Raw genomic sequence first — 19,638 nt, forward strand, 5'->3', positions numbered from 1 at the left:
CACCTCCCATCGATATGGTTTCCTCATGATCGCACATACCCGTCCCGCCAAAGCCATGATCCTCGGTTGCCTCGGCCAGCGTCTGACCGCTGACGAGAAGGCCTTCTATCGCGACGAGCAGCCCTGGGGCTTCATCCTCTTCGGCCGCAATATCGGCGAGGCCGAACAGGTGAAGGATCTCGTCGCCGAAATGCGCGAGACGGTCGGTGGGGCAGCCCATGTGCCGGTTCTGATCGACCAGGAAGGCGGTCGCGTGCAGCGCATCCGCGAGCCGATCGCACCGCGTTATCCTTCGGGCGCTGACCTGGGCGCGCTTTACGATCGTGATGCCGAAAAGGGTCTACGCGCCGCCTGGTTGATGTCGCGCCTGCATGCCTTCGATCTCTATCGCCTCGGCATCAATGTCGACTGCCTTCCGGTGCTCGATGTGCCGATCGAAGGGGCTTCGAACGTGATCGGCAATCGGGCTTATTCGAACGACCCATACGTCGTCGCGAAGATGGGGCAGGCGGCCGCGGACGGTTTGAAGGCCGGCGGCGTCTTGCCGGTCATGAAGCATATGCCGGGCCACGGGCGCGGCATGGCGGACAGCCACCACGAACTGCCGGTCGTCACCGTGCCCCGCGTCGAACTGGAGGCCCATGATTTCGTCCCGTTCAAGGCGCTGGCCCATGAGCTGATGGGCATGAGCTGCCATGTCGTGTATACCGACATCGACCCTGATCACCCGGCCTCGACCTCAACGATTGTCACCGAGGAGATCGTGCGCAAGGCGATCGGCTTCGAGGGGCTGCTAATGTCCGACGATATTTCGATGAACGCGTTGAAGGGCACGATCGGCGAGCGCGCCGTGCGCATTGCTGCAGCCCTCGACGTCGTGCTGCATTGTCATGGCCATATGGACGAGATGAAAGCGGTGGCAGCAGCCGTATCCGAACTTTCCGGCAAAGCCCGTGAACGCGCCGATGCGGTCGAGGCAGCCTTTACCGCACCCGATGACGCGGACGAGCAGGCGCTCCGCGACGAATTCGCCAACCTGATGGCGGTCGCCTGATGGTGCGCGGCCCTGTCCAGCCGACGGTGGTGAACCGGCCCTCTCAGGGAGAGACGCCGGCGCCGACCCCGATGGACAGCCTGTGGCAGGACAATGCCGCAGAGCGTGCCGCCAGCGATCCGGCTTTGCTGATCGACGTCGCAGGTTTCGAAGGGCCGCTCGATCTTCTGCTGTTTCTCGCTCGCAACCAGAAGGTCGATCTCGCGCGGATCTCCGTTCTGGCGCTCGCCGAGCAGTATCTGCAGTTCATCGAGAGTGCCCGGCGCATCCGCATCGAGCTGGCCGCCGACTATCTCGTGATGGCGGCCTGGCTCGCCTATCTCAAGTCGCGCCTCCTGATCCCGCAGCAGCCGAAGGACGATGGCCCCTCGGGCGAGGAAATGGCAGCGACGCTTGCCTTCCGCCTGAAGCGTCTCGAAGCCATGCGCGAGGCGGCAACCCGCCTGATCAACCGCAACCGGCTCGGTCGTGACGTGCATGCGCGCGGTGCGCCCGAGCATGTCCCGTCGCGCGCCACAAGTGCCTTCGAGGCCTCGCTCTACGATCTTCTGACGGCCTACGCCGCCCTGCGCCAGCGCCAGGCGATCACCCAGGTCACCATCGAAAAGCGCCGCGTCTGGTCGCTTTCCGATGCACGCGGCATCCTGACCCGCATGATCGGCGAGATTGCCGACTGGACGGCGCTCGATCATTTCCTGCTGCGCTATCTGCCGAGCCCCGAAGAACGGGTGACGGCCATCGCAAGTGCCTTTGCCGCTTCGCTCGAACTGGTGCGCGAGGGCCGGTTGGAAATTCGCCAGGAAGGTGCCTTCCAGCCGATCTATATGCGCAGCGGCCCGAAGGCCGAAGCCCTGAAAGCGGTGGAGTGAGCCGTGGCCGATGTTGACGATCTCGAGCCGGAAGACGGCGCGGAGGCGGAGGAGGGCGGCCATAGCGCTTCGCTCCGGGCCGAACTCGATCGCCGCGAGGCGCTGAGGATCGCCGAAGCCCTCGTCTTTGCCTCGGCGCAGCCGGTTTCGACGGCGTTCATCGAGGAACGCCTGCCGCGCGGCATTTCGGCGTCGGAGATCCTGCATCAGCTCAAGGAGGAATATGCCAGCCGTGGCGTGAACCTCGTTCAGGTCGAAGATCACTGGGCGTTCCGCACGGCAGCCGACCTCTCCTTCGCCATCCGCAGCGATGAGACCGAGGTGAGGAAGCTGTCGCGGGCAGCACTCGAAGTGCTCGCCATCATTGCCTATCACCAGCCGGTCACGCGCGCCGAGATCGAGGACATCAGGGGCGTGCAGACCTCGAAAGGGACACTGGACGTGCTGATGGAGGCCGGCTGGGTCCGTTTTCGCGGCCGCCGCCGCTCCCCGGGGCGCCCGGTGACGCTCGGCACGACCCGCGATTTCCTCGATCATTTCGGCCTCGAAGAGCTGCGCGATCTTCCTGGTCTTGAAGAACTGAAGGGGGCAGGGCTCCTTTCGGGACGCATCCCCGCCAACTTCAATATCCCGCTTCCCATGGCCCATGACGACCTGACGGATGAGGAAGATCCGATCACGCAGCTTGATCTCGAGGAACTCGGCCTCTTGACTCCGGGCGGTGAAGCAGAGGAATAGGGTCAGCTTTTTCAATGGTGACCGGTGATGCCGGCTTGTCTGCGATGATGACATCGCGGCGATCCGGCCTAAGCCGCGCGGACGGCAGAATGAACTCAGCGAAGATCCAGCACGCAAACGGCCAGCGCACGGCGGGCGTGACCTTTGCCGCGCGTCTGACGTTTGAGGACATTCACCACCGCTATCACGGCAAGGAGACCATCCGCGGTGTTACGCTGACCGCGGAGCCGGGCGAGGTGCTCTGCCTTCTCGGCCCTTCCGGTTCCGGCAAGACAACGCTGCTCAGAATTGCTGCCGGGATCGAGGCGCAGGCATCGGGCCGTGTCGTGATCAACGATCGCGAGGTGGCCGGTCCGACGACATTCCTGCCGCCGGAAAAACGTGGCATCGGCCTGATGTTCCAGGACTTCGCGCTGTTTCCCCATATGTGCGTGCTGGACAATGTGCGCTTCGGCCTGACCGCGCTGCCGCGAAAAGACGCGGTTTCGGAAGCCATGGCCGCACTGGAGCGGGTAGGGCTTGCCCATTACGCCGAGAAGTTTCCCCATGCCCTGTCGGGCGGCGAGCAGCAACGTGTGGCGCTCGCAAGGGCGCTCGCGCCGCGCCCCAGCGTCCTCTTGATGGACGAGCCGTTCTCCGGCCTCGATTCGCGCCTCAAGGACACGGTGCGGGCTGACACGCTCGCAATTCTTCGTGAGACCCGCGCGACCGCCGTCGTTGTCACCCACGATGCCGAAGAGGCCATGCGCATGGCCGACCGGATTGCGCTCTTGAAAAATGGACGCCTTGTCCAGGTCGGCACATCGGATGATCTCTATTGCCGGCCGAAGGACATCTTCGCCGCCGCATTTTTCTCCGAGATCAACGAATTCTCAGGCCGTGTGAGCGGCGGGCGGGTGGAGACGCCGCTCGGCGCGGCCGATTCCGGCGGGATCGCCGAGGGCGCGGAGGTGGAAGTAGCGGTCCGGCTTTCCGGTCTCTCCGTGCGTGAGAGCGGAGGCAACATTCCCGCCCGCATCATTGCGCGCCGTTTCCTCGGCGTCGTCGAACTGCTCGATCTCGCAGTCCCCGGCACCGAGCGGCCGGTTCGCGCCCGGATCAGGGCGGATATCTTGTCGCCGGGTGTGCGTGACGTCACGATTACGGTTGAGCCCAAGGACATTTTGGTGTTTGAAAAGACACCGCAAAGCCCCTACATCGGGGAAACGCAAATCTAAGGAGTGGCAGGCATGGGTTCGTTTAGCATTTGGCACTGGATCATCGTTTTGGCGATCGTCCTGCTTCTCTTCGGCCGCGGCAAGATCCCTGAACTGATGGGCGACGTGGCCAAGGGCATCAAGAGCTTCAAGAAGGGCATGAGCGACGAGGACGAGAACCAGACCGCCTCGAACGGCCAGCCGACCACGACGAAGACCGTCGACCACAAGGCCGACGAGGTGAAGTGATCGGCTCACGCTGATCGGACGGGCGGCTCCTCGGGCTGCCCGTTCTTCGTTGAAGTGTTGGAAGACCGGCGCCGGATTTGAGGCGCCATGGCGTGGCATCAGGAGCCCGTTTTTATGCTGGATATTGGCTGGACCGAGCTTTTGGTGGTCGCGGTGATCCTGATCGTCGTCGTCGGTCCGAAGGACCTGCCGCCGATGATCCGGGCCTTCGGCAAGATGACGAAGCGGCTGCGCCAGACGGCCGGCGAATTCCGCGCCCAGTTCGACGAGGCCCTGCGCGAGGCCGAACTCGACGACCTCAAGAACTCCGTCAACGACATCCGTTCGCTCAATCCGGCGAATACCATCCGCGAGACGCTCAACCCGCTGCGCCAGATGGGCCAGGAGATCAAATCCGATCTCGAGCGCTCGACCCGACCGGACGCAAAGCCCGCGCCGCTCGATGACGGCTACGAAGACAATTCGATCCTGCCCGACCTGCCGCTCGGTCTCGGCGAGCCGCCGCAAGAATTGAGGCCAGTTGCTCAGCAACCTGCACAGCCAGCCCCTGCGTCTCAGCCGGCAGCCCCGGCGGCCAACCCGTCACAGCCGGTTGCGGCATCGACCGGGCCTGCGACCTCAACGCCGGTGACCCCGGCCCCTGCGGTTCAGAAGAAGACCGCGAGCCGCAAGCCATCCACGAAGACTGCCCCGACGGCAAAAGCCGCTCCGAAGGCGGCCAAGGCTCAGCCCACCACGATGGCGGCTTCGCCGGTGCCTGCGGCTCCCAAGGCCAAGGCAACGATGTCGGCTACTGCCAAGGCGCCGGCAGCCAAGGCCGTTCCGGCTGCAGATACCCCTGCGAAGGCCGCTCCCAGGCCGCGCAAGACCAAGAGTGAGGACCGCGCATGAGCGGCGACATCGACGACAAGCCCCAGCCGCTGATAGAACACCTAATCGAGTTGCGTTCGCGCCTGATCTGGGCGCTCGGCTCCTTCTTCGTCGCCTTCATCGTCTGCTTCTATTTCGCCAAGCCGCTGTTCAACATGCTGGTCGTCCCCTATCGCTGGGCGGTCAGCTGGGCGGGTCTTGATCCGACCAAGGCGGAGCTGATCTACACGGCGCCACAGGAATTCTTCTTCACCCAGGTGAAGGTTGCCGCCTTCGGCGCCATGGTCATCGCCTTTCCGGTGATCGCTTCCCAGATCTATAAGTTCGTCGCGCCCGGCCTCTACAAGAACGAGCGCGCCGCCTTCCTGCCGTTCCTGGTCGCGTCTCCGCTGCTGTTCCTGCTGGGTGCGTCGCTCGTCTACTTCTTCTTCACGCCGATGGTGATGTGGTTCTTCCTCGCCATGCAGCAGAGCCCGGGCGAGGGCGAGGTGGCAATTTCGCTGCTGCCGAAGGTCTCGGAATATCTGAGCCTGATCATGACGCTGGTCTTCTCCTTCGGTCTGGTCTTCCAGCTGCCGGTGATCACCACGCTCCTGGCGCGTGTCGGCATTCTGGAAAGCCAGTGGCTGGCGGACAAGCGCAAGTATTTCATCGTGGTGGCCTTCGTGGTCGCGGCCGTGCTGACCCCGCCGGATCCGCTCTCCCAGATCGGTCTTGCGCTGCCGACCATCCTTCTCTACGAGGTGGCTATCTATGCGGCGCGACTCGTGGAAAAGAGCCGTGCCAAGTCAGCAGACGGGACCGCGCTCGCCGAGGCTTCGTCGGTCGACGAGACCTGAGACGGCGACAGCCCGTCTCGCCGATGCCACAACCCATCAAGACATGGGGCCGGACCTGGCCGCCGGCCAATCCGCTCCCGGTCGAAGAACAAGACCTGGAACGACGATGCTCGATATCAAGTGGATCCGTGAAAACCCCGAGGCCCTCGACGCCGCACTCGCCAAGCGCGGTGCAGAGCCGCTGTCTGCCTCGCTGATCGCGCTCGACCAGAAGCGTCGCGCCGTCGCCCAGTCGATGCAGGACATGCAGTCGCGCCGCAACAGCGCGTCCAAGGAAATCGGCGCCGCCATGGCAAGTAAGAACATGGAACTGGCCGAAAAGCTGAAGGCGGAAGTCGCTTCGCTGAAGGACACGCTGCCGGCCGCCGAAGAAGAAGAGCGCCAGAACACCGCCGAACTCAATGATGCGCTCTCGCGCATCCCGAACGTTCCGCTGGATGACGTTCCCGTCGGCAAGGACGAACACGATAATGTCGTCGCCCGTGTCGTTGGCGAGAAGCCGACATGGAATCACAAGCCGTTTGAGCATTACGAGATCGGTGAAAACCTCGGCTACATGGATTTCGAGCGCGCCGCCAAACTGTCGGGCGCCCGCTTCACGGTTTTGACGAGCCAGCTGGCGCGCCTGGAGCGTGCGCTCGGCCAGTTCATGCTGGATCTGCACACGAGCGAACATGGCTATACGGAAGTGTCCTCGCCGCTGATGGTGCGCGATGATGCCATGTATGGCACCGGCCAGCTGCCGAAGTTCGCCGAAGACCTGTTCAAGACGACGGATGGCCGCTGGCTGATCCCGACGGCGGAGGTCACGCTGACCAACCTGGTGGCCGGTGAAATCCTCGACCAGGAGAAGCTGCCGCTGCGCTTTACAGCGCTTACCCCGTCCTTCCGCTCGGAAGCGGGTTCTGCCGGCCGCGACACGCGCGGCATGCTGCGTCAGCACCAGTTCTGGAAGTGCGAGCTCGTGTCCATCACGGATGCCGAGAGTTCGATCGAAGAGCATGAGCGCATGACCGCCTGCGCCGAAGAAGTGTTGAAGCGTCTCGGCCTGCATTTCCGCACCATGACGCTCTGCACCGGCGACATGGGCTTCGGTGCCCGCAAGACCTATGACCTCGAGGTTTGGCTGCCGGGCCAGAACACCTATCGCGAGATCTCGTCCTGCTCGGTCTGCGGTGATTTCCAGGCACGCCGCATGAATGCCCGCTACCGAAACAAGGACGGCAAGGGCACGACCTTCGTGCACACGCTGAACGGCTCGGGCACGGCCGTCGGTCGCTGCCTCATCGCGGTGATGGAGAACTATCTCAACGAAGACGGCTCCATCACTGTGCCTGATGTCCTGCTGCCCTACATGGGCGGTCTGAAGAAGATCGAGAAGGCGGCCTGATCACGCCGCAACCGGAGTGGCCATGCGCATCCTGCTGACGAACGACGACGGTATCCACGCTCCCGGGATCGCTTCCCTGGAGCGGATCGCCCGCGGCCTGTCCGACGATGTCTGGATCGTGGCGCCGGAAACCGACCAGAGCGGCCTTGCCCATTCGCTGACGCTGTCCGAGCCCCTGCGTCTGCGCGAGATCGAGGACAAGAAGTTCGCGCTGCGCGGCACGCCGACCGATTGCGTGATTATGGCAATCCGCAAGGTTCTCGACCGCAAGCCCGATCTCGTTCTCTCAGGCGTGAACGCCGGTGCAAACCTCGCCGATGACGTCACCTATTCCGGTACTGTCGCTGGCGCGATCGAGGGGACCGTGCACGGCGTGCGCTCCTTCGCCTTGAGCCAGGCTTATAGCTACGAAGCCGGCGCGCCGATCCCGTGGCACGTCGCCGAGACGCTGGCACCCGACCTGCTGCGCAAGCTTTCCAAGGTCGATCTGCCGCCGGGCACCTTCCTGAACCTCAATTTCCCGAATTGCGAGCCATCCGAGGTGCAGGGCATCGAGGTCACGGCGCAGGGCAAGCTGGAATTCGGCCTGTCGGTCGAAGAGCGGCAGGATGGAAGAGGCCTGCCTTACTTCTGGCTGCGCTTCGGTGACCGCAAGGGCAATCTCCGCGCCGGCACCGACATCCACGCGCTGCGCGAGAAGAAGATCTCGGTGACGCCGCTGAAGCTCGACATGACCGATTACGCAGTCCAGGACCTCGTCGCTGAGGCGCTTGGAAATGGAGACGCAGCGTGAGAACGGCGCTTCTCGAGCGGGAAGGCTTCGCAGCGCTCGTTCTGCGTCTGCGCGCGGAAGGCATCACCAATCTCGATCTGCTGACGGCGGTTGAACAGACGCCGCGCTCCGCCTTCGTGCCGCCGGAATATGCCCAAAATGCCTATTCGAGCCGCTCGATCCCGATCGACTGTGGACAGTTCATGGAAGGCGCGGATCTCGCCGTTCGCCTTCTTTCGCATCTGCAGGTGAAGCCGGGCCACCGGGTGCTGGAGGTCGGAACCGGAAGCGGCTTCGTCACCGCGATCCTGGGAAGGCTTGCCGAGCGGGTCATCTCGATTGAGCGGTACAAGACGCTCATCGCCAATGCCCAGCGCCGGCTCGAACAGCTCGCGATTCGCAACGTGATCCTCCGCCAGATGGACGGGATGAACGGTCTGCCGGGTGAGGGGACTTTCGACCGCATCTTTGCAACGGCTGCCTATCCCGTCATGCCGCGCTTCTTTGCCGAGCAGCTGGTCTCCGGCGGCATGCTGCTCGCGCCGCTGATGGTCGAGGAGGAGCGCTGCATCATGGTCCGGCTGACGAAGACCGGCAGCCGGTTCGAGCGGGAAGATCTGTTCGAAGTCCCGTTTCTTCCCTTGCAGCCGAAGATCGCGCAGCATCTCTGACGCTGCCTGCCAGGGCGCTCGTAACTGCCGCTGACACGGGCGATCCGGCCACCGCCAAAGCCTTGAATCCGACAGTCGCACCAGCAACGGTTACATGCGTATCGTCGAATTCGTTCACAATGATTCCGCGGGGTTAACCCACCGGTAATACTAACGCGCTTTAATGATCCCACATCAAGTTGTGTCATATGTGGGTCGAGTCATGCGTAAAAGTGTATCGCCGAAAGCTGGATTGCCGTTTGCTCGTTTGTGCGGCGCGCTCCTTCTGGCCGGTACGGCAGCCGGGTGCAGTTCAGATGCCTCCCGCTTCAGCTCGGTCTTCTCAACCGACAGCCTGACAACGGCGTCCATTCCGCGTCAGTCGGGCATGCGCGGCCAGCCGCCGGTCCCCTCCGAAAACATCGGTGGCGGTGCAGCGGTGTATGGCCAGAGCCAGGCCATGGCGCAGCCGATGCCGGCCGCACCCGCTTATGAGGCGCCGGTTTCGGCACGCGCCGCGAGCACCCCGGCCTCCGTCCAGCGCGCGGAACTGGCTGCCCCCTCGGGTGCCGCCCAGGCGCCCGTCTCCAACAATTCCGAACGTGCGGCTGCTCTCGCGCAGCCCTTCCCCTCGGCGCCGCAGCAGACCGGTCAGGTCGCTTCCGTCAATCCGGGTCAGGTTCTCGCTGAGCCGCGCAGCACCGGCTCGACGCCGAAGCAGGGCGGGTGGTCGACGGCCGGCGCTGCCCGTGTCACGCTGCGTCCTGGCGAAACCATGGCGACGCTCGCGGACCGCTATGGCGTACCGCAGAAGGAACTTCTGAAGGCGAACGGCCTGTCGCAGGCAAGCGATGCCGCACCGGGTCAGCTGGTCATCATCCCGACCTTCGGTGGTCCGAATGCTGCTCGCGCCGCCGCAGACGCTTCGGGTCTTCCGAGCGATGGCCGCAAGCCGGTTCTGCCGGGCGATCAGCAGCAGAATGTCGCCGTCCTGCCGACCGCTCCGAACTCCCGTGAAAAGCAGCAGGTCTCGGCCTCTGCGGCAACTGGCAAGTCGGATGCTGGCGCAGGCGCCGGCATGGGCTCCTACATCGTAAAGCCGGGTGACTCGCTCGTGCGGATTGCCAAGGCCAATGGCGTCAGCGTCGACGACCTGAAGAAGGCGAACAGCCTGACCACGGGCAATATCCGGATCGGCCAGGCGCTCGCCATCCCCGCAAAGTCGGCGCAGCCTGCCGTTGCCGTGAAGGCCACGGCCGCTCCGGCTGCCGACCCGGTCCAGACCGCATCCGTGCCGGCCAATGGCCAGCCGGCCGAATATCAGGCACCGGCCGCCACCAAGTCGGTCACCGAAGTCGCCTCGGTAAAGCCGGAAACGGCAGCACCTGAAATGACCGGCATCGGCAAGTATCGCTGGCCGGCCCGTGGCGCCGTCATCGCCAACTTCGGCTCGAACATCGATGGCAAGCGCAGCGATGGCATCGCGATTTCCGTGCCGCAGGGCACGCCCGTCAAGGCCGCCGAAAACGGCGTCGTCATCTATGCGGGCAATGGCCTGAAGGAACTGGGCAACACGGTTCTGATCCGCCATGACGACGGCAAGGTCACCGTCTACGGCCATGCCGACAGCCTGTCGGTCCAGCGCGGCCAGAAGGTTCAGCGCGGCCAGACGATCGCCACCTCCGGCATGACCGGCAACGTCAAGCGTCCGATGCTGCATTTCGAAGTCCGCAAGGACGCCGCACCGGTCAATCCGATCACTTACCTGGAATAGTGTATTGCGTATCAGGTCAGTGAAAAGGCCCGGGGCTCGCGCTCCGGGCCTTTCTGCATGGTGAGATGTGTAGTCTCAGTCGCGATCGGTCGAGATCCTGAGCCGCCCCGCGAGGTCCTGGATATACTGCCAGGCAACGCGGCCGGAGCGTCCGCCGCGCGTCGTTGCCCATTCGAGCGCTTCGTGGTGCAATTGCTCGCGCGGCAGGGGCAGGGCGAAATGCGCGGCATAACCGTCTATCATCGTCAGATAGTCGTCCTGGCTGCATTTGTGGAAGCCGAGCCAGAGACCGAAACGGTCTGACAGCGAGACTTTCTCCTCGACCGCTTCGGACGGGTTGATCGCCGTCGACTGCTCGTTCTCCATCATGTGGCGCGGCAAGAGGTGTCGGCGGTTGGACGTGGCGTAGAAGAGCACGTTGTCCGGGCGACCCTCGACACCGCCGTCGAGCGCAGCCTTGAGCGATTTATAGGCCGTGTCGTCATGGTCGAAGGAGAGGTCGTCGCAGAAGACGACGATTCGATGCGGTGCATCCTTGATGATCTCGAGCAGCGCGGGCAGGGTCGAGATGTCTTCGCGATGCACTTCAACGAGCTTGAGCGCAATGCCGTTGGTCTTGATGATGTCGGCATGCACCGCCTTGACGAGCGAGGACTTGCCCATGCCGCGGGCGCCCCAGAGCAGCACATTGTTGGCCGCAAAGCCTTCCGCGAACCGCAGCGTGTTCTCGTGCAGGATGTCGCGCACATGGTCGACGCCGCGGATGAGGCCGAGCGCGACCCGGTTCGGACGCTTGACCGGCTGCAGATGCAGTCGGGCAGGCGCCCAGACGAAACAGTCGGCGGCCTCCCAGTCATTGACGGCGGGGGGAGGGCCGGCCAGCCGCTCGACGGCGTCCGCCAGTCGCTTAACCTCGGTCAGAAGCGCCGCCACGGTCTGATCGTTCATCGTCATCCTCCCTGTCGAGTTGTAGCCTTGGGTGCTTGATCTCGGGCGGTATCACGCAGAATTGCGGGCATAAAGGCTGAGGGTTCCGAAAATGGTACGCTTGAACGCTGTTTCTGTTGCATTCACGGGCTCTCTCACTATATTCCGGCGACCTGACGAGGGGGCCGCGCGGCTCTAATAGAACGCATTAATAGGGAGTCTTTCATGTTTATCACTGAGGCCTTTGCCCAGGACGCGGCTGCTGCTCCGAGCGCCATGGGGTCCGGACTGGAGATGCTGCTGCTCTTCGCACCGCTGATGGTGGTCTGGTACTTCTTCCTGATCCGTCCGCAGCGCCAGCAGATGAAGAAGCGTGAGGAGACCCTCTCCGCAATCCGTCGTGGCGACCAGGTCATCATGGGCGGCGGCATCGTTGCCAAGGTGACCAAGGTGGTCGACGACAAGGAACTCGAACTGGAAATCGCCGATGGCGTGAAGGTTCGTGCGATGCGCCAGTATGTGGCGGAAGTCCGCGTCAAGGGCGAGCCGGTCAAGACCGAAACCGCCGCCTGATCCCGCTGGGCCGGCCTCGAGCCGGCCTTAGCCGTTTTTCCGATGCCTTAATCCGAGAGTTCCATGCTTTACATTTCCCGCTGGAAGACATTGTTCATCTGGTTGACTGTCGCGCTCGGCGTCCTTGTCGCCTTGCCCAATGCCTTCACGGACGAGGAACTGGAAGCTTTCCCCTCGTGGTTCCCGACACACAAGATCACGCTGGGCCTCGACCTCCAGGGCGGCTCGCATATCATGCTGAAGCTGGAGCGCCAGGACATCGTCAAGGAGCGTCTGGAGACGATCGTTGGCGACGTCCGCACCCAGCTGCGTGAAGCCGGCATCCGCTACACGGGCCTTTCCGGCGTCGGTCAGCAGATCCAGGTCCGCATCACCGATGTCGCCAAGGTGCCGGAGGCACTCGAAGCCCTGCGCACGCTGACCGATCCGGTTAGCATCGGCGGCCTGACCGGCGGCTCCGTTACGGAAGTCACGCTCGAACAGGCAGAAGAAGGCCTGCTGCGCCTGACGCTGACCGATGAGGGCATCGATTACCGGGTTTCTTCGGCACTCACCCAGTCCATGGAAGTCGTTCGTCGCCGCGTCGACGAACTCGGCACGACCGAGCCGCTGATCCAGCGCCAAGGCGAGGACCGCATCATCGTGCAGGTTCCGGGCCTGACGGATCCGCAGCGCCTCAAGGCCCTGCTGAACCAGACCGCGAAACTGTCCTTCCACATGGTCGACGTGTCCATGCCGGTCACGGAAGCGATCAACACGCGTCCGCCGGCACAGTCGGAAGTCCTCTATTCGACCGACGATCCGGCCGTTCCCTACCTGATCGAGCGCCGCGCGCTGATCTCGGGTGAGAACCTCGTCGACGCACAGGCCTCCTTCGACCAGCGCACCAATGAGCCGGTCGTCAGCTTCCGCTTCGACAGCCGCGGTGCCCAGCGTTTCGCCCAGGCGACGCAGGAAAATGTCGGCAGGCCGTTCGCCATCGTTCTCGACCAGCAGGTCATTTCGGCGCCGGTCATCCGCGAACCGATCCTCGGCGGCTCCGGCCAGATCTCCGGCAATTTCTCGGTCGAAGGCGCAAACGACCTCGCCGTGCTGCTGCGCGCCGGTGCTCTGCCGGCGACGCTGACGGTGGTCGAAGAGCGCACGGTCGGTCCGGGCCTTGGCCAGGATTCGATCAATGCCGGCGTGACCGCCAGCATCATCGGCGGCATCGCGGTCGTTGTCTTCATGCTTGCGCTCTACGGCACCTTCGGTGTGATGGCGAACATCGCGCTTGCAGCCAACATCGCCCTGATCCTTGCCGCACTCTCGCTGATCGGCTCGACGCTGACCTTGCCGGGTATCGCGGGTATCGTGCTGACCATGGGTATGGCGGTCGACTCTAACGTTCTGATCTACGAGCGTATCCGAGAGGAGGCGCGAAACGGCAGGCCGTTGATCCAGGCGATCGATATCGGCTTCAAGAAGGCGTTTGCGACCATCGTCGACGCCAACCTGACGACCCTGATCGCCGCCGTCGTTCTGTTCTTCCTCGGATCCGGCCCGGTTCGCGGCTTTGCCGTGACGCTGTCGATCGGTATCGTCACGACCGTCTTCACCGCCTTCACGCTGACCTTCTGGCTGATGGCCTTCTGGTATCGCTGGAAGCGCCCGAAGCACATGCCGAAGAGCGTGCGCACCGGCTTCTTCGACAATCGCAACATCCGTTTCATGGCCGCCCGCAAGCTGAACTTCGGCGCTGCCATGCTGATCTCGATCGCCTCGCTGGTTGGCTTTGCAACCGTCGGCATGAATCTCGGCATCGACTTCAAGGGCGGCTCGATCATCGAAGTCCAGGCGCGCGACGGCAGTGCGGACCTGTCCGATATCCGCGAGCGTCTGAGCCAGTTGAACCTCGGCGAGGTCCAGGCCCAGGGCTTCGGCGACGACTCGAGCGCCCTGATCCGCCTGCAGGCGCAGGACGGTGGCGAGAATGCCGAGCAATCGGCGCTCACCAAGGTGCGGGGCGAGCTGGAAGCCGAATACGACTTCCGCCGCGTCGAGGTGGTCGGACCGTCGGTTTCGAGCGACCTGACCTATTCCGCAACCATCGGCGTTGCCGCCGCTCTGTTCGGGATCCTGATCTACATCTGGTTCCGCTTCGAATGGCAGTTCGCGCTCGGCGCGATCATCGCCACGCTGCACGACGTGATCTTCACGCTCGGCCTCTTCGTCCTGACCGGCATCGAGTTCAACCTGACCAGTATCGCGGCGATCCTGACGATCATCGGTTACTCGCTGAACGACACGGTCGTCGTCTATGACCGCATGCGCGAAAACTTGCGGCGCTACAAGAAGATGCCGCTCGAGGTGCTGATCGACGAATCGATCAACCAGACCCTCTCGCGTACGGTCTTGACGGCGGGCAGTACGATCCTCGCCCTCGGCGCACTCTATCTGTTCGGTGGCGAAGTCATCGCCTCCTTCACCTTCGCTATGCTGGCGGGCGTTCTCATCGGCACCTTCTCGTCGATCTACATCGCCGGCCCGGTTCTGATCGCCTTCAAGCTGCGTCCGGAAAGCTTCCAGCAGGACGACTCCGAGGGCGAGAAGGTGCCCGCCAAGGCAGGGGCCTGATCGGATGGTCTTCGGCTTCGGCGACAAGGGCATCACCATCCGTGATGCCCATTTCCCGGGGCGGCCCGGCATCGACAGTTACGGCAATGGGGGCTTCCGCTTTGCCGATATGTCGCATCGCGGCTCGCTGCTGCTGCTCCCATCCGGCGTCTATGGCTGGGAGCAGACCGAGGATGAGCCGATCACGCAGGCGTCTCTCGCGCGCGTCTTCGCCGAAACCGGCATAGAGTTCCTGATCCTCGGGACCGGGCGCCAGTTGCGACTGGTCGACCCCGACTTGCGCGCCGCCTTGAAAGCCAAGGGCATCGCGACCGACCCGATGGGAACCGGTGCGGCGATCCGCACGTATAACATCATGCTGGCCGAGCAGCGTCCGGTCGCGGCCGCATTGATTGCAGTCTGACGCCGACCCCCGAAAGGTGCATTGTGAGCGAGACCCCGTCGTCGAATGAGGCACTGTGCCTGCGGACACTGCAGGAGACGGACCGTGATCGTTATCTCGCAAGCCTCCTGACGCCGGCCTACCGCCGCGCTGCGGTCGTTGCGCTCTACGCCTACAATGCAGAGCTCGCCCGGGTTCGTTACCTCGTCCGTGAGCCCCTTCCGGGTGAGGTACGCCTGCAATACTGGCGTGATCTGCTCGAAGGCTCGGCCCATGGCGAAACCGCTGCCAATCCGGTGGCTGCCGAACTGTTGCGGGCAGTGGAGGCCTTTCGTCTTCCGGTCGCGCCTCTGGTCTCGATGGCCGATGCAAGGATCTTCGACCTCTATGACGATCCGATGGAGACGACCGGCATGTTTGAGGGCTATGCCGGCGAGACGGCGGCTGCACTGATCCAGCTCGTTTCCCTGGTTCTCGATGCGGCTGCTGCCGAGATGGCGACGGAGATTGCCGGGCACGCCGGTGTGGCGCTGGCGGTTGCCGGCGCGCTTCTCCTGATGCCGATCCATCGGGCAAGGGGGCAGGTCTATCTGCCGACACAGATCCTGGCCTCCGTGGGCCTTGATCGGGACGGCTTTCTCGCGAGCGGCAATGACGACCGCAAAGCCGCCGCCATCCAGGCCTTTGCAGGTTTCGGTCTCGATCATCTGGCCAAGGCAAGGGCTGCGGGCCGCCTGCCGAAGAGCCTCATCCCCGCCTATCTGCCGGTAACACTCGCCGAGCCTGTCCTGCGTCGGGCCGCCAAGGCCGGCGCATCGGTCCTTTCGGAAGATATCCGTCCGCCGCAATGGCGCAGACAGATCGCGATGATGCGGCTTTTGATAACGGGTCGCCTCTGACGTCTGGCGCCCGGCTCGGTCACGTTCGCGCAAGGCTCGCCTGCTAGCAGCCATTGCGATAGTATGCGTGGCGAAGGAGGCGAGAGCGGATCATGGTGACTTGGGGTATCGTCTTTGCGCTCATTCTGGCGCTTGCCTATTTTTCCTCGCGCATGGTGCGCCAGGAAGAAGAAGGCTTTCAGGACGCGGGCCTCGCCATCATGGAATTCGGCCGCGCCTTTCCCCAGGAAGCAATCCGCAACCTGCATGCGACCGCCGACGGCAAGGCGGTGTTCGTCCGGCTTCACGACAACAAGGCCGGCTTCATGCGCAGCCTGCGCAACCATTTCGCCTGCCATCTGATCGAGCCGGGGACGGTGCGCGTGCGTGCCCTGCCGAGCGGCAAGGGCATCGCGGTCGAGTTTCTCGACGCCCCCTCTCACAACGGCGAGTTCACCTTCTCAAACCCGGCGGTTGCCGCTGAAGTGTCGCTCTGGCTGCTTGGAAACTATGTCGGCCATGCAGACCGCGAGCCGGATGCCGCGTCGGGCACGACCGGCTGAGGCTGCCGTCAGGCCGCACCCAGCCAGGTCCTGCAGTGGTCGAGCGCGCGCGCTGCGATCAGCTGCCGCTTCATGATCGTCTTGTCCTTGCCGCGAAAGCGCTTGACGCCCTCCGGCTTGACGATCGAACCCGGCTCTAGCTCCGGGAAAAGCCCGAAATTGATGTTCATCGGCTGGAAGGACCGCTTGCCCGGCTCCTCATCGGAGACGATGTGACCGCCGGTGATATGGTTCAGCAGGGAGCCGAGAGCCGTCGTCGCCGGCGGAATGCTGGGTGTTTCGCCCTTGCGCTGCGCGGCAGCGAACCGTCCCGCAAGCAGGCCGATCGAGGCGCTTTCGACATAGCCCTCACAGCCGGTGATCTGGCCGGCAAAGCGCAGACCCGGACGGGCCTTCAGCTGCAGACTGTGATCGAGCAGGGTTGGGGAATGAATGTAGGTGTTCCGGTGCAGGCCGCCGAGACGGGCAAATTCGGCATTCTCCAAGCCCGGGATCATCCGGAAGATCTCGGCCTGTGCGCCGTAGCGCAGCTTGGTCTGAAAACCGACCATGTTGTAGAGCGTGCCGAGCGCATTGTCCTGGCGCAGCTGCACGACGGCATAGGGCTTGACGGTCGGGTTATGCGCATTGGTGAGCCCCATGGGCTTCATTGGCCCGTGGCGCAGGGTCTCACGGCCACGCTCGGCCATGACCTCGATCGGCAGGCAGCCGTCGAAATAGGGCGTGCCCTCCCATTCCTTGAAGCCGACGGCGTCGCCGGCGATCAGGGCGTCGACGAAAGCGTTGTACTGCGCCTCATCGAGGGGGCAGTTGATATAGTCCTTGCCGGTCCCGCCAGGCCCCACCTTGTCGTAGCGCGACTGATACCAGCAAATATCCATGTTGATGCTGTCGGTATGCACGATCGGCGCGATGGCATCAAAGAAGGCGAGCGCATCCTTGCCGGTCTTCTCGCGGATCGCCTCGGCCAGCGCCGCAGACGTGAGAGGGCCGGTCGCGATGATGGCGAGATCCCAGTCCTCCGGCGGCAGGCCGGTGATTTCTTCGCGCACCACCGAGATCAGCGGGTGCTGCTGGATGGCAGCGGTGACCGCGTCCGAAAAACCATCGCGATCGACGGCGAGCGCACCGCCGGCCGGCACCTGATGCTTGTCGGCACAGGCCATGATCAGGGAATTCGCGAGCCGCATCTCGGCGTGGATCACGCCGACGGCATTGGAGGTCGCGTCGTCCGAGCGGAAGGAATTGGAGCAGACCAGTTCGGCCAGGCCGTCAGTCTTGTGCGCATCGGTGCCGCGTACGCCACGCATCTCGTGCAGGATGACCGGGACGCCGGCCTGAGCGACCTGCCAGGCGGCTTCGGAGCCTGCGAGGCCGCCGCCGATGATGTGAATGGGGGAGAAGGAACTGTTCGTCATGGGCGGCTCCATATCACGGCTCGCCGCACAAGGTCCATCCGGTGCGACGTCATGCCAGCGACCGGATCATCACATTCCAGAAGCACGAATCAAAAACGGCACCAGGCGGTGCCGTTTGACAGGCTGCTTCGCAGAAGATCCGATTAACGGAAAGAGCGCGAAGCGATATTGCGGATTTCGTAGCGGGTGATGCCGATGTCGTTCAGTGTCTGTGCAGACAGGTTGCCCAGTTCGTTCATCGTGCGGCGGTAGCTGATCCAGTTCTTTGCAATGCGGATCGGGTTCATGGTCGTTTCCTCGTCGAATGTTCGCCGATCCTGCGGTCTTTCCCGCATCGGCGATTGACGTTCTTATACGCCCGTAAAACAAGATTGTGCAGTGCAAATAATGTGCGACTGCTATGCGTTTGTGCATGAGGTTGCTGTGATATTCGGCAGCTTGGCCGTGCTGACCAAAAAGGCGTCATGGGTTAACGGCTCTTCACAAACGCAGAAAAGCCCGCAGATGCGGGCTTTTTGATGCTTATGATCATGCCGGATTGGCGATCAGACGGGCTTGATCAGAATGTGCTTCTTCTTGCCCAGCGAAAGCTTGATCACGCCGTCGCCGGTGAGCTGTGCACTGTCGACAGACATGCGCTCATCCGAGACGCCTGCATCGTTGATCTTGACTGCACCGCCCTGAACATGGCGACGGGCTTCGCCGTTGGAGGCGGCAAGGCCGGCCTTCACGATCAGCGCCAGCAGGCCGACGCCGGCTTCGAGCTCGGCCGAGGCGATTTCGACGGTCGGCAGATTGGCCGAAAGCGCACCCTCTTCAAAGGTCTTGCGCGCCGTCTCCGCAGCTTCTTCGGCTGCCGCACGGCCGTGCAGGATCGCGGTGATCTCGGTGGCGAGGATCTTCTTCGCTTCGTTGACTTCAGAGCCGCCGAGCGCCGCAAGACGCTTGATCTCATCCATCGGCATGGTCGTGTAGAGCTTCAGGAAGCGCTCGACATCGGCGTCTTCCGTGTTGCGCCAGTACTGCCAGAAGTCATAGGCCGACAGCATGTCGGCGTTCAGCCACACGGCACCATTGACCGATTTGCCCATCTTGGCACCCGACGACGTCGTGAGCAGCGGCGAGGTCAGCGCGTAGAGCTGCGGCGTGCCCATGCGGTGGCCGAGATCGATGCCGTTGATGATGTTGCCCCACTGGTCGGAGCCGCCCATCTGCAGGCGGCAATCGTAGCGCTGGTTAAGCTCCACAAAGTCGTAGGCCTGGAGGATCATGTAGTTGAATTCCAGGAAGGACAGCGACTGCTCGCGGTCAAGACGCGTCTTCACGCTGTCGAAGGACAGCATGCGGTTCACCGAGAAGTGCCGGCCGACATCGCGAAGGAACTCGAGGTAGTTCAGGCCACGCAGCCATTCGGCATTGTTGATCATCAGCGCGCCGCCCTTGGGGCCGGCTTCGTAGTTCAGGTAGTTCGAGAAGCAGCGCTTGATCGAGGCAATGTTCTCCTCGATCGTATCCACGGTCATCAGCTTGCGGGCTTCTTCCTTGAAGGAGGGGTCACCCACCATGCCCGTGCCGCCGCCCATCAGCGAGATCGGCTGGTGGCCGGTCGCCTGGAACCAGTGCAGCATCATGATCTGAATGAGACCGCCGGCATGCAGCGAAGGCGCCGTCGGATCGAAGCCGATATAGGCCGTCACGCTTTCCTTGGCGAGCAGGTCGTCGAGGCCGGTTTCATCGGAAATCTGATGAATGAAGCCGCGCTCGTGCATGGTGCGGAGGAAATCGGACTTGAACTTCGTCATGACGCTATTGCTTTCGGGTTCTCTGGTCTTTCGGTGGTATTCTTGGAAATCCGCGCGGGCTTTAGCATTGTTTTTTGA

20 protein-coding genes are annotated in these 19,638 nt (G+C 63.4%); 16 read left to right on the forward strand and 4 right to left on the reverse strand.

Going from position 1 to position 19,638, the window contains the following annotated elements; translation table 11 throughout:
* Window positions 1-25: 25 nt before the first annotated feature.
* The 11 genes from nagZ (at window position 26) to FAA86_RS10790 (ending at window position 10,401) form a co-directional block, all read left to right on the forward strand.
* Window positions 26-1,054: a beta-N-acetylhexosaminidase gene (nagZ, locus tag FAA86_RS10740; RefSeq protein WP_136540464.1), complete on the forward strand. Its 1,029-nt coding sequence runs from the start codon at window positions 26-28 to the stop codon at window positions 1,052-1,054.
* Window positions 1,054-1,923, forward strand: coding sequence for a segregation and condensation protein A (locus tag FAA86_RS10745; protein ID WP_377343118.1), 870 nt, complete (start codon window positions 1,054-1,056; stop codon window positions 1,921-1,923). The genes nagZ and FAA86_RS10745 overlap by 1 nt, the downstream gene beginning before the upstream one ends.
* 3 nt (window positions 1,924-1,926) lie before the next feature.
* Window positions 1,927-2,661: an SMC-Scp complex subunit ScpB gene (gene scpB / locus FAA86_RS10750; RefSeq protein WP_136540466.1), complete on the forward strand. Its 735-nt coding sequence runs from the start codon at window positions 1,927-1,929 to the stop codon at window positions 2,659-2,661.
* Window positions 2,662-2,750: 89 nt separating this feature from the next.
* The gene (locus FAA86_RS10755; RefSeq protein WP_136540468.1) at window positions 2,751-3,878 is read left to right on the forward strand and encodes an ABC transporter ATP-binding protein; all 1,128 of its coding nucleotides are present in this window, start codon (window positions 2,751-2,753) and stop codon (window positions 3,876-3,878) included.
* Window positions 3,879-3,890: 12 nt separating this feature from the next.
* Window positions 3,891-4,106: a twin-arginine translocase TatA/TatE family subunit gene (locus FAA86_RS10760; protein WP_113461725.1), complete on the forward strand. Its 216-nt coding sequence runs from the start codon at window positions 3,891-3,893 to the stop codon at window positions 4,104-4,106.
* Between the two features lie 114 nt (window positions 4,107-4,220).
* A complete protein-coding gene (gene tatB, locus FAA86_RS10765; RefSeq protein WP_136540470.1) occupies window positions 4,221-4,997 on the forward strand; it encodes a Sec-independent protein translocase protein TatB in 777 nt (258 codons plus the stop codon).
* Window positions 4,994-5,815 (forward strand): twin-arginine translocase subunit TatC, encoded by an 822-nt coding sequence (gene tatC, locus FAA86_RS10770; RefSeq protein ID WP_136540472.1) that lies wholly within the window; start codon window positions 4,994-4,996, stop codon window positions 5,813-5,815. The genes tatB and tatC overlap by 4 nt, the downstream gene beginning before the upstream one ends.
* A 106-nt stretch (window positions 5,816-5,921) precedes the next feature.
* Complete coding sequence (gene serS, locus FAA86_RS10775; protein ID WP_136540474.1) at window positions 5,922-7,205, forward strand: serine--tRNA ligase; 1,284 nt, start codon at window positions 5,922-5,924, stop codon at window positions 7,203-7,205.
* 22 nt (window positions 7,206-7,227) lie between these two features.
* A complete protein-coding gene (gene surE, locus FAA86_RS10780) occupies window positions 7,228-7,998 on the forward strand; it encodes a 5'/3'-nucleotidase SurE (protein ID WP_136540476.1) in 771 nt (256 codons plus the stop codon).
* On the forward strand, window positions 7,995-8,648 hold the full coding sequence (locus FAA86_RS10785) for a protein-L-isoaspartate(D-aspartate) O-methyltransferase (RefSeq protein WP_136540478.1): 654 nt from the start codon (window positions 7,995-7,997) through the stop codon (window positions 8,646-8,648). Before surE ends, FAA86_RS10785 begins: the two co-directional genes overlap by 4 nt.
* Window positions 8,649-8,850: 202 nt before the next feature.
* Window positions 8,851-10,401, forward strand: coding sequence for a peptidoglycan DD-metalloendopeptidase family protein (locus FAA86_RS10790; protein ID WP_136540480.1), 1,551 nt, complete (start codon window positions 8,851-8,853; stop codon window positions 10,399-10,401).
* Between the two features lie 75 nt (window positions 10,402-10,476).
* On the opposite strand, the gene FAA86_RS10795 is transcribed toward FAA86_RS10790, so the two are convergent.
* Window positions 10,477-11,349, reverse strand: coding sequence for an ATP-binding protein (locus tag FAA86_RS10795; RefSeq protein ID WP_183954656.1), 873 nt, complete (start codon window positions 11,347-11,349; stop codon window positions 10,477-10,479).
* 204 nt (window positions 11,350-11,553) lie between these two features.
* Here FAA86_RS10795 and yajC point away from each other — a divergent pair, with 204 nt between their 5' ends.
* From yajC to FAA86_RS10820, 5 genes are all read left to right on the forward strand, one after another.
* Window positions 11,554-11,901, forward strand: coding sequence for a preprotein translocase subunit YajC (yajC, locus tag FAA86_RS10800; RefSeq protein ID WP_113461718.1), 348 nt, complete (start codon window positions 11,554-11,556; stop codon window positions 11,899-11,901).
* Window positions 11,902-11,964: 63 nt separating this feature from the next.
* Entirely contained in the window at window positions 11,965-14,517 is a 2,553-nt protein-coding gene (gene secDF, locus FAA86_RS10805) for a protein translocase subunit SecDF (protein ID WP_136540484.1), read from the forward strand.
* Between the two features lie 4 nt (window positions 14,518-14,521).
* Entirely contained in the window at window positions 14,522-14,920 is a 399-nt protein-coding gene (locus tag FAA86_RS10810; RefSeq protein ID WP_136540486.1) for an Mth938-like domain-containing protein, read from the forward strand.
* Between the two features lie 23 nt (window positions 14,921-14,943).
* Window positions 14,944-15,798 (forward strand): phytoene/squalene synthase family protein, encoded by an 855-nt coding sequence (locus FAA86_RS10815; protein ID WP_183954654.1) that lies wholly within the window; start codon window positions 14,944-14,946, stop codon window positions 15,796-15,798.
* Between the two features lie 92 nt (window positions 15,799-15,890).
* Window positions 15,891-16,340, forward strand: a complete 450-nt coding sequence (locus FAA86_RS10820; protein ID WP_113461714.1) for a hypothetical protein — start codon at window positions 15,891-15,893, stop codon at window positions 16,338-16,340.
* A gap of 8 nt (window positions 16,341-16,348) precedes the next feature.
* On the opposite strand, the gene trmFO is transcribed toward FAA86_RS10820, so the two are convergent.
* The 3 genes from trmFO to tyrS all read right to left on the reverse strand — a co-directional run bounded on the left by trmFO (window position 16,349) and on the right by tyrS (window position 19,560).
* Window positions 16,349-17,758: a methylenetetrahydrofolate--tRNA-(uracil(54)-C(5))-methyltransferase (FADH(2)-oxidizing) TrmFO gene (trmFO, locus tag FAA86_RS10825; protein ID WP_136540490.1), complete on the reverse strand. Its 1,410-nt coding sequence runs from the start codon at window positions 17,756-17,758 to the stop codon at window positions 16,349-16,351.
* A gap of 143 nt (window positions 17,759-17,901) precedes the next feature.
* The gene (locus tag FAA86_RS10830) at window positions 17,902-18,045 is read right to left on the reverse strand and encodes a DUF1127 domain-containing protein (protein WP_113461788.1); all 144 of its coding nucleotides are present in this window, start codon (window positions 18,043-18,045) and stop codon (window positions 17,902-17,904) included.
* A 258-nt stretch (window positions 18,046-18,303) separates the two neighbouring features.
* A complete protein-coding gene (tyrS, locus tag FAA86_RS10835; RefSeq protein ID WP_136540492.1) occupies window positions 18,304-19,560 on the reverse strand; it encodes a tyrosine--tRNA ligase in 1,257 nt (418 codons plus the stop codon).
* Window positions 19,561-19,638 lie beyond the last annotated feature (78 nt).

This window comes from Rhizobium rosettiformans W3 (assembly GCF_004912135.1).
Lineage (GTDB): Bacteria > Pseudomonadota > Alphaproteobacteria > Rhizobiales > Rhizobiaceae > Allorhizobium > Allorhizobium rosettiformans.

Coding starts and splice junctions, on each gene's coding strand:
- FAA86_RS10820 (WP_113461714.1), top strand. CDS start 15,891: ATGGTGACTTGGGGTATCGTCTTTGCGCTCATTCTGGCGCTTGCCTAT.
- FAA86_RS10760 (WP_113461725.1), top strand. CDS start 3,891: ATGGGTTCGTTTAGCATTTGGCACTGGATCATCGTTTTGGCGATCGTC.
- tyrS (WP_136540492.1), bottom strand. CDS start 19,560: ATGACGAAGTTCAAGTCCGATTTCCTCCGCACCATGCACGAGCGCGGC.
- surE (WP_136540476.1), top strand. CDS start 7,228: ATGCGCATCCTGCTGACGAACGACGACGGTATCCACGCTCCCGGGATC.
- nagZ (WP_136540464.1), top strand. CDS start 26: ATGATCGCACATACCCGTCCCGCCAAAGCCATGATCCTCGGTTGCCTC.
- serS (WP_136540474.1), top strand. CDS start 5,922: ATGCTCGATATCAAGTGGATCCGTGAAAACCCCGAGGCCCTCGACGCC.
- tatB (WP_136540470.1), top strand. CDS start 4,221: ATGCTGGATATTGGCTGGACCGAGCTTTTGGTGGTCGCGGTGATCCTG.
- trmFO (WP_136540490.1), bottom strand. CDS start 17,758: ATGACGAACAGTTCCTTCTCCCCCATTCACATCATCGGCGGCGGCCTC.
- FAA86_RS10745 (WP_377343118.1), top strand. CDS start 1,054: ATGGTGCGCGGCCCTGTCCAGCCGACGGTGGTGAACCGGCCCTCTCAG.
- tatC (WP_136540472.1), top strand. CDS start 4,994: ATGAGCGGCGACATCGACGACAAGCCCCAGCCGCTGATAGAACACCTA.
- secDF (WP_136540484.1), top strand. CDS start 11,965: ATGCTTTACATTTCCCGCTGGAAGACATTGTTCATCTGGTTGACTGTC.
- FAA86_RS10755 (WP_136540468.1), top strand. CDS start 2,751: ATGAACTCAGCGAAGATCCAGCACGCAAACGGCCAGCGCACGGCGGGC.
- FAA86_RS10830 (WP_113461788.1), bottom strand. CDS start 18,045: ATGAACCCGATCCGCATTGCAAAGAACTGGATCAGCTACCGCCGCACG.
- yajC (WP_113461718.1), top strand. CDS start 11,554: ATGTTTATCACTGAGGCCTTTGCCCAGGACGCGGCTGCTGCTCCGAGC.
- FAA86_RS10790 (WP_136540480.1), top strand. CDS start 8,851: ATGCGTAAAAGTGTATCGCCGAAAGCTGGATTGCCGTTTGCTCGTTTG.
- FAA86_RS10810 (WP_136540486.1), top strand. CDS start 14,522: ATGGTCTTCGGCTTCGGCGACAAGGGCATCACCATCCGTGATGCCCAT.
- FAA86_RS10795 (WP_183954656.1), bottom strand. CDS start 11,349: ATGAACGATCAGACCGTGGCGGCGCTTCTGACCGAGGTTAAGCGACTG.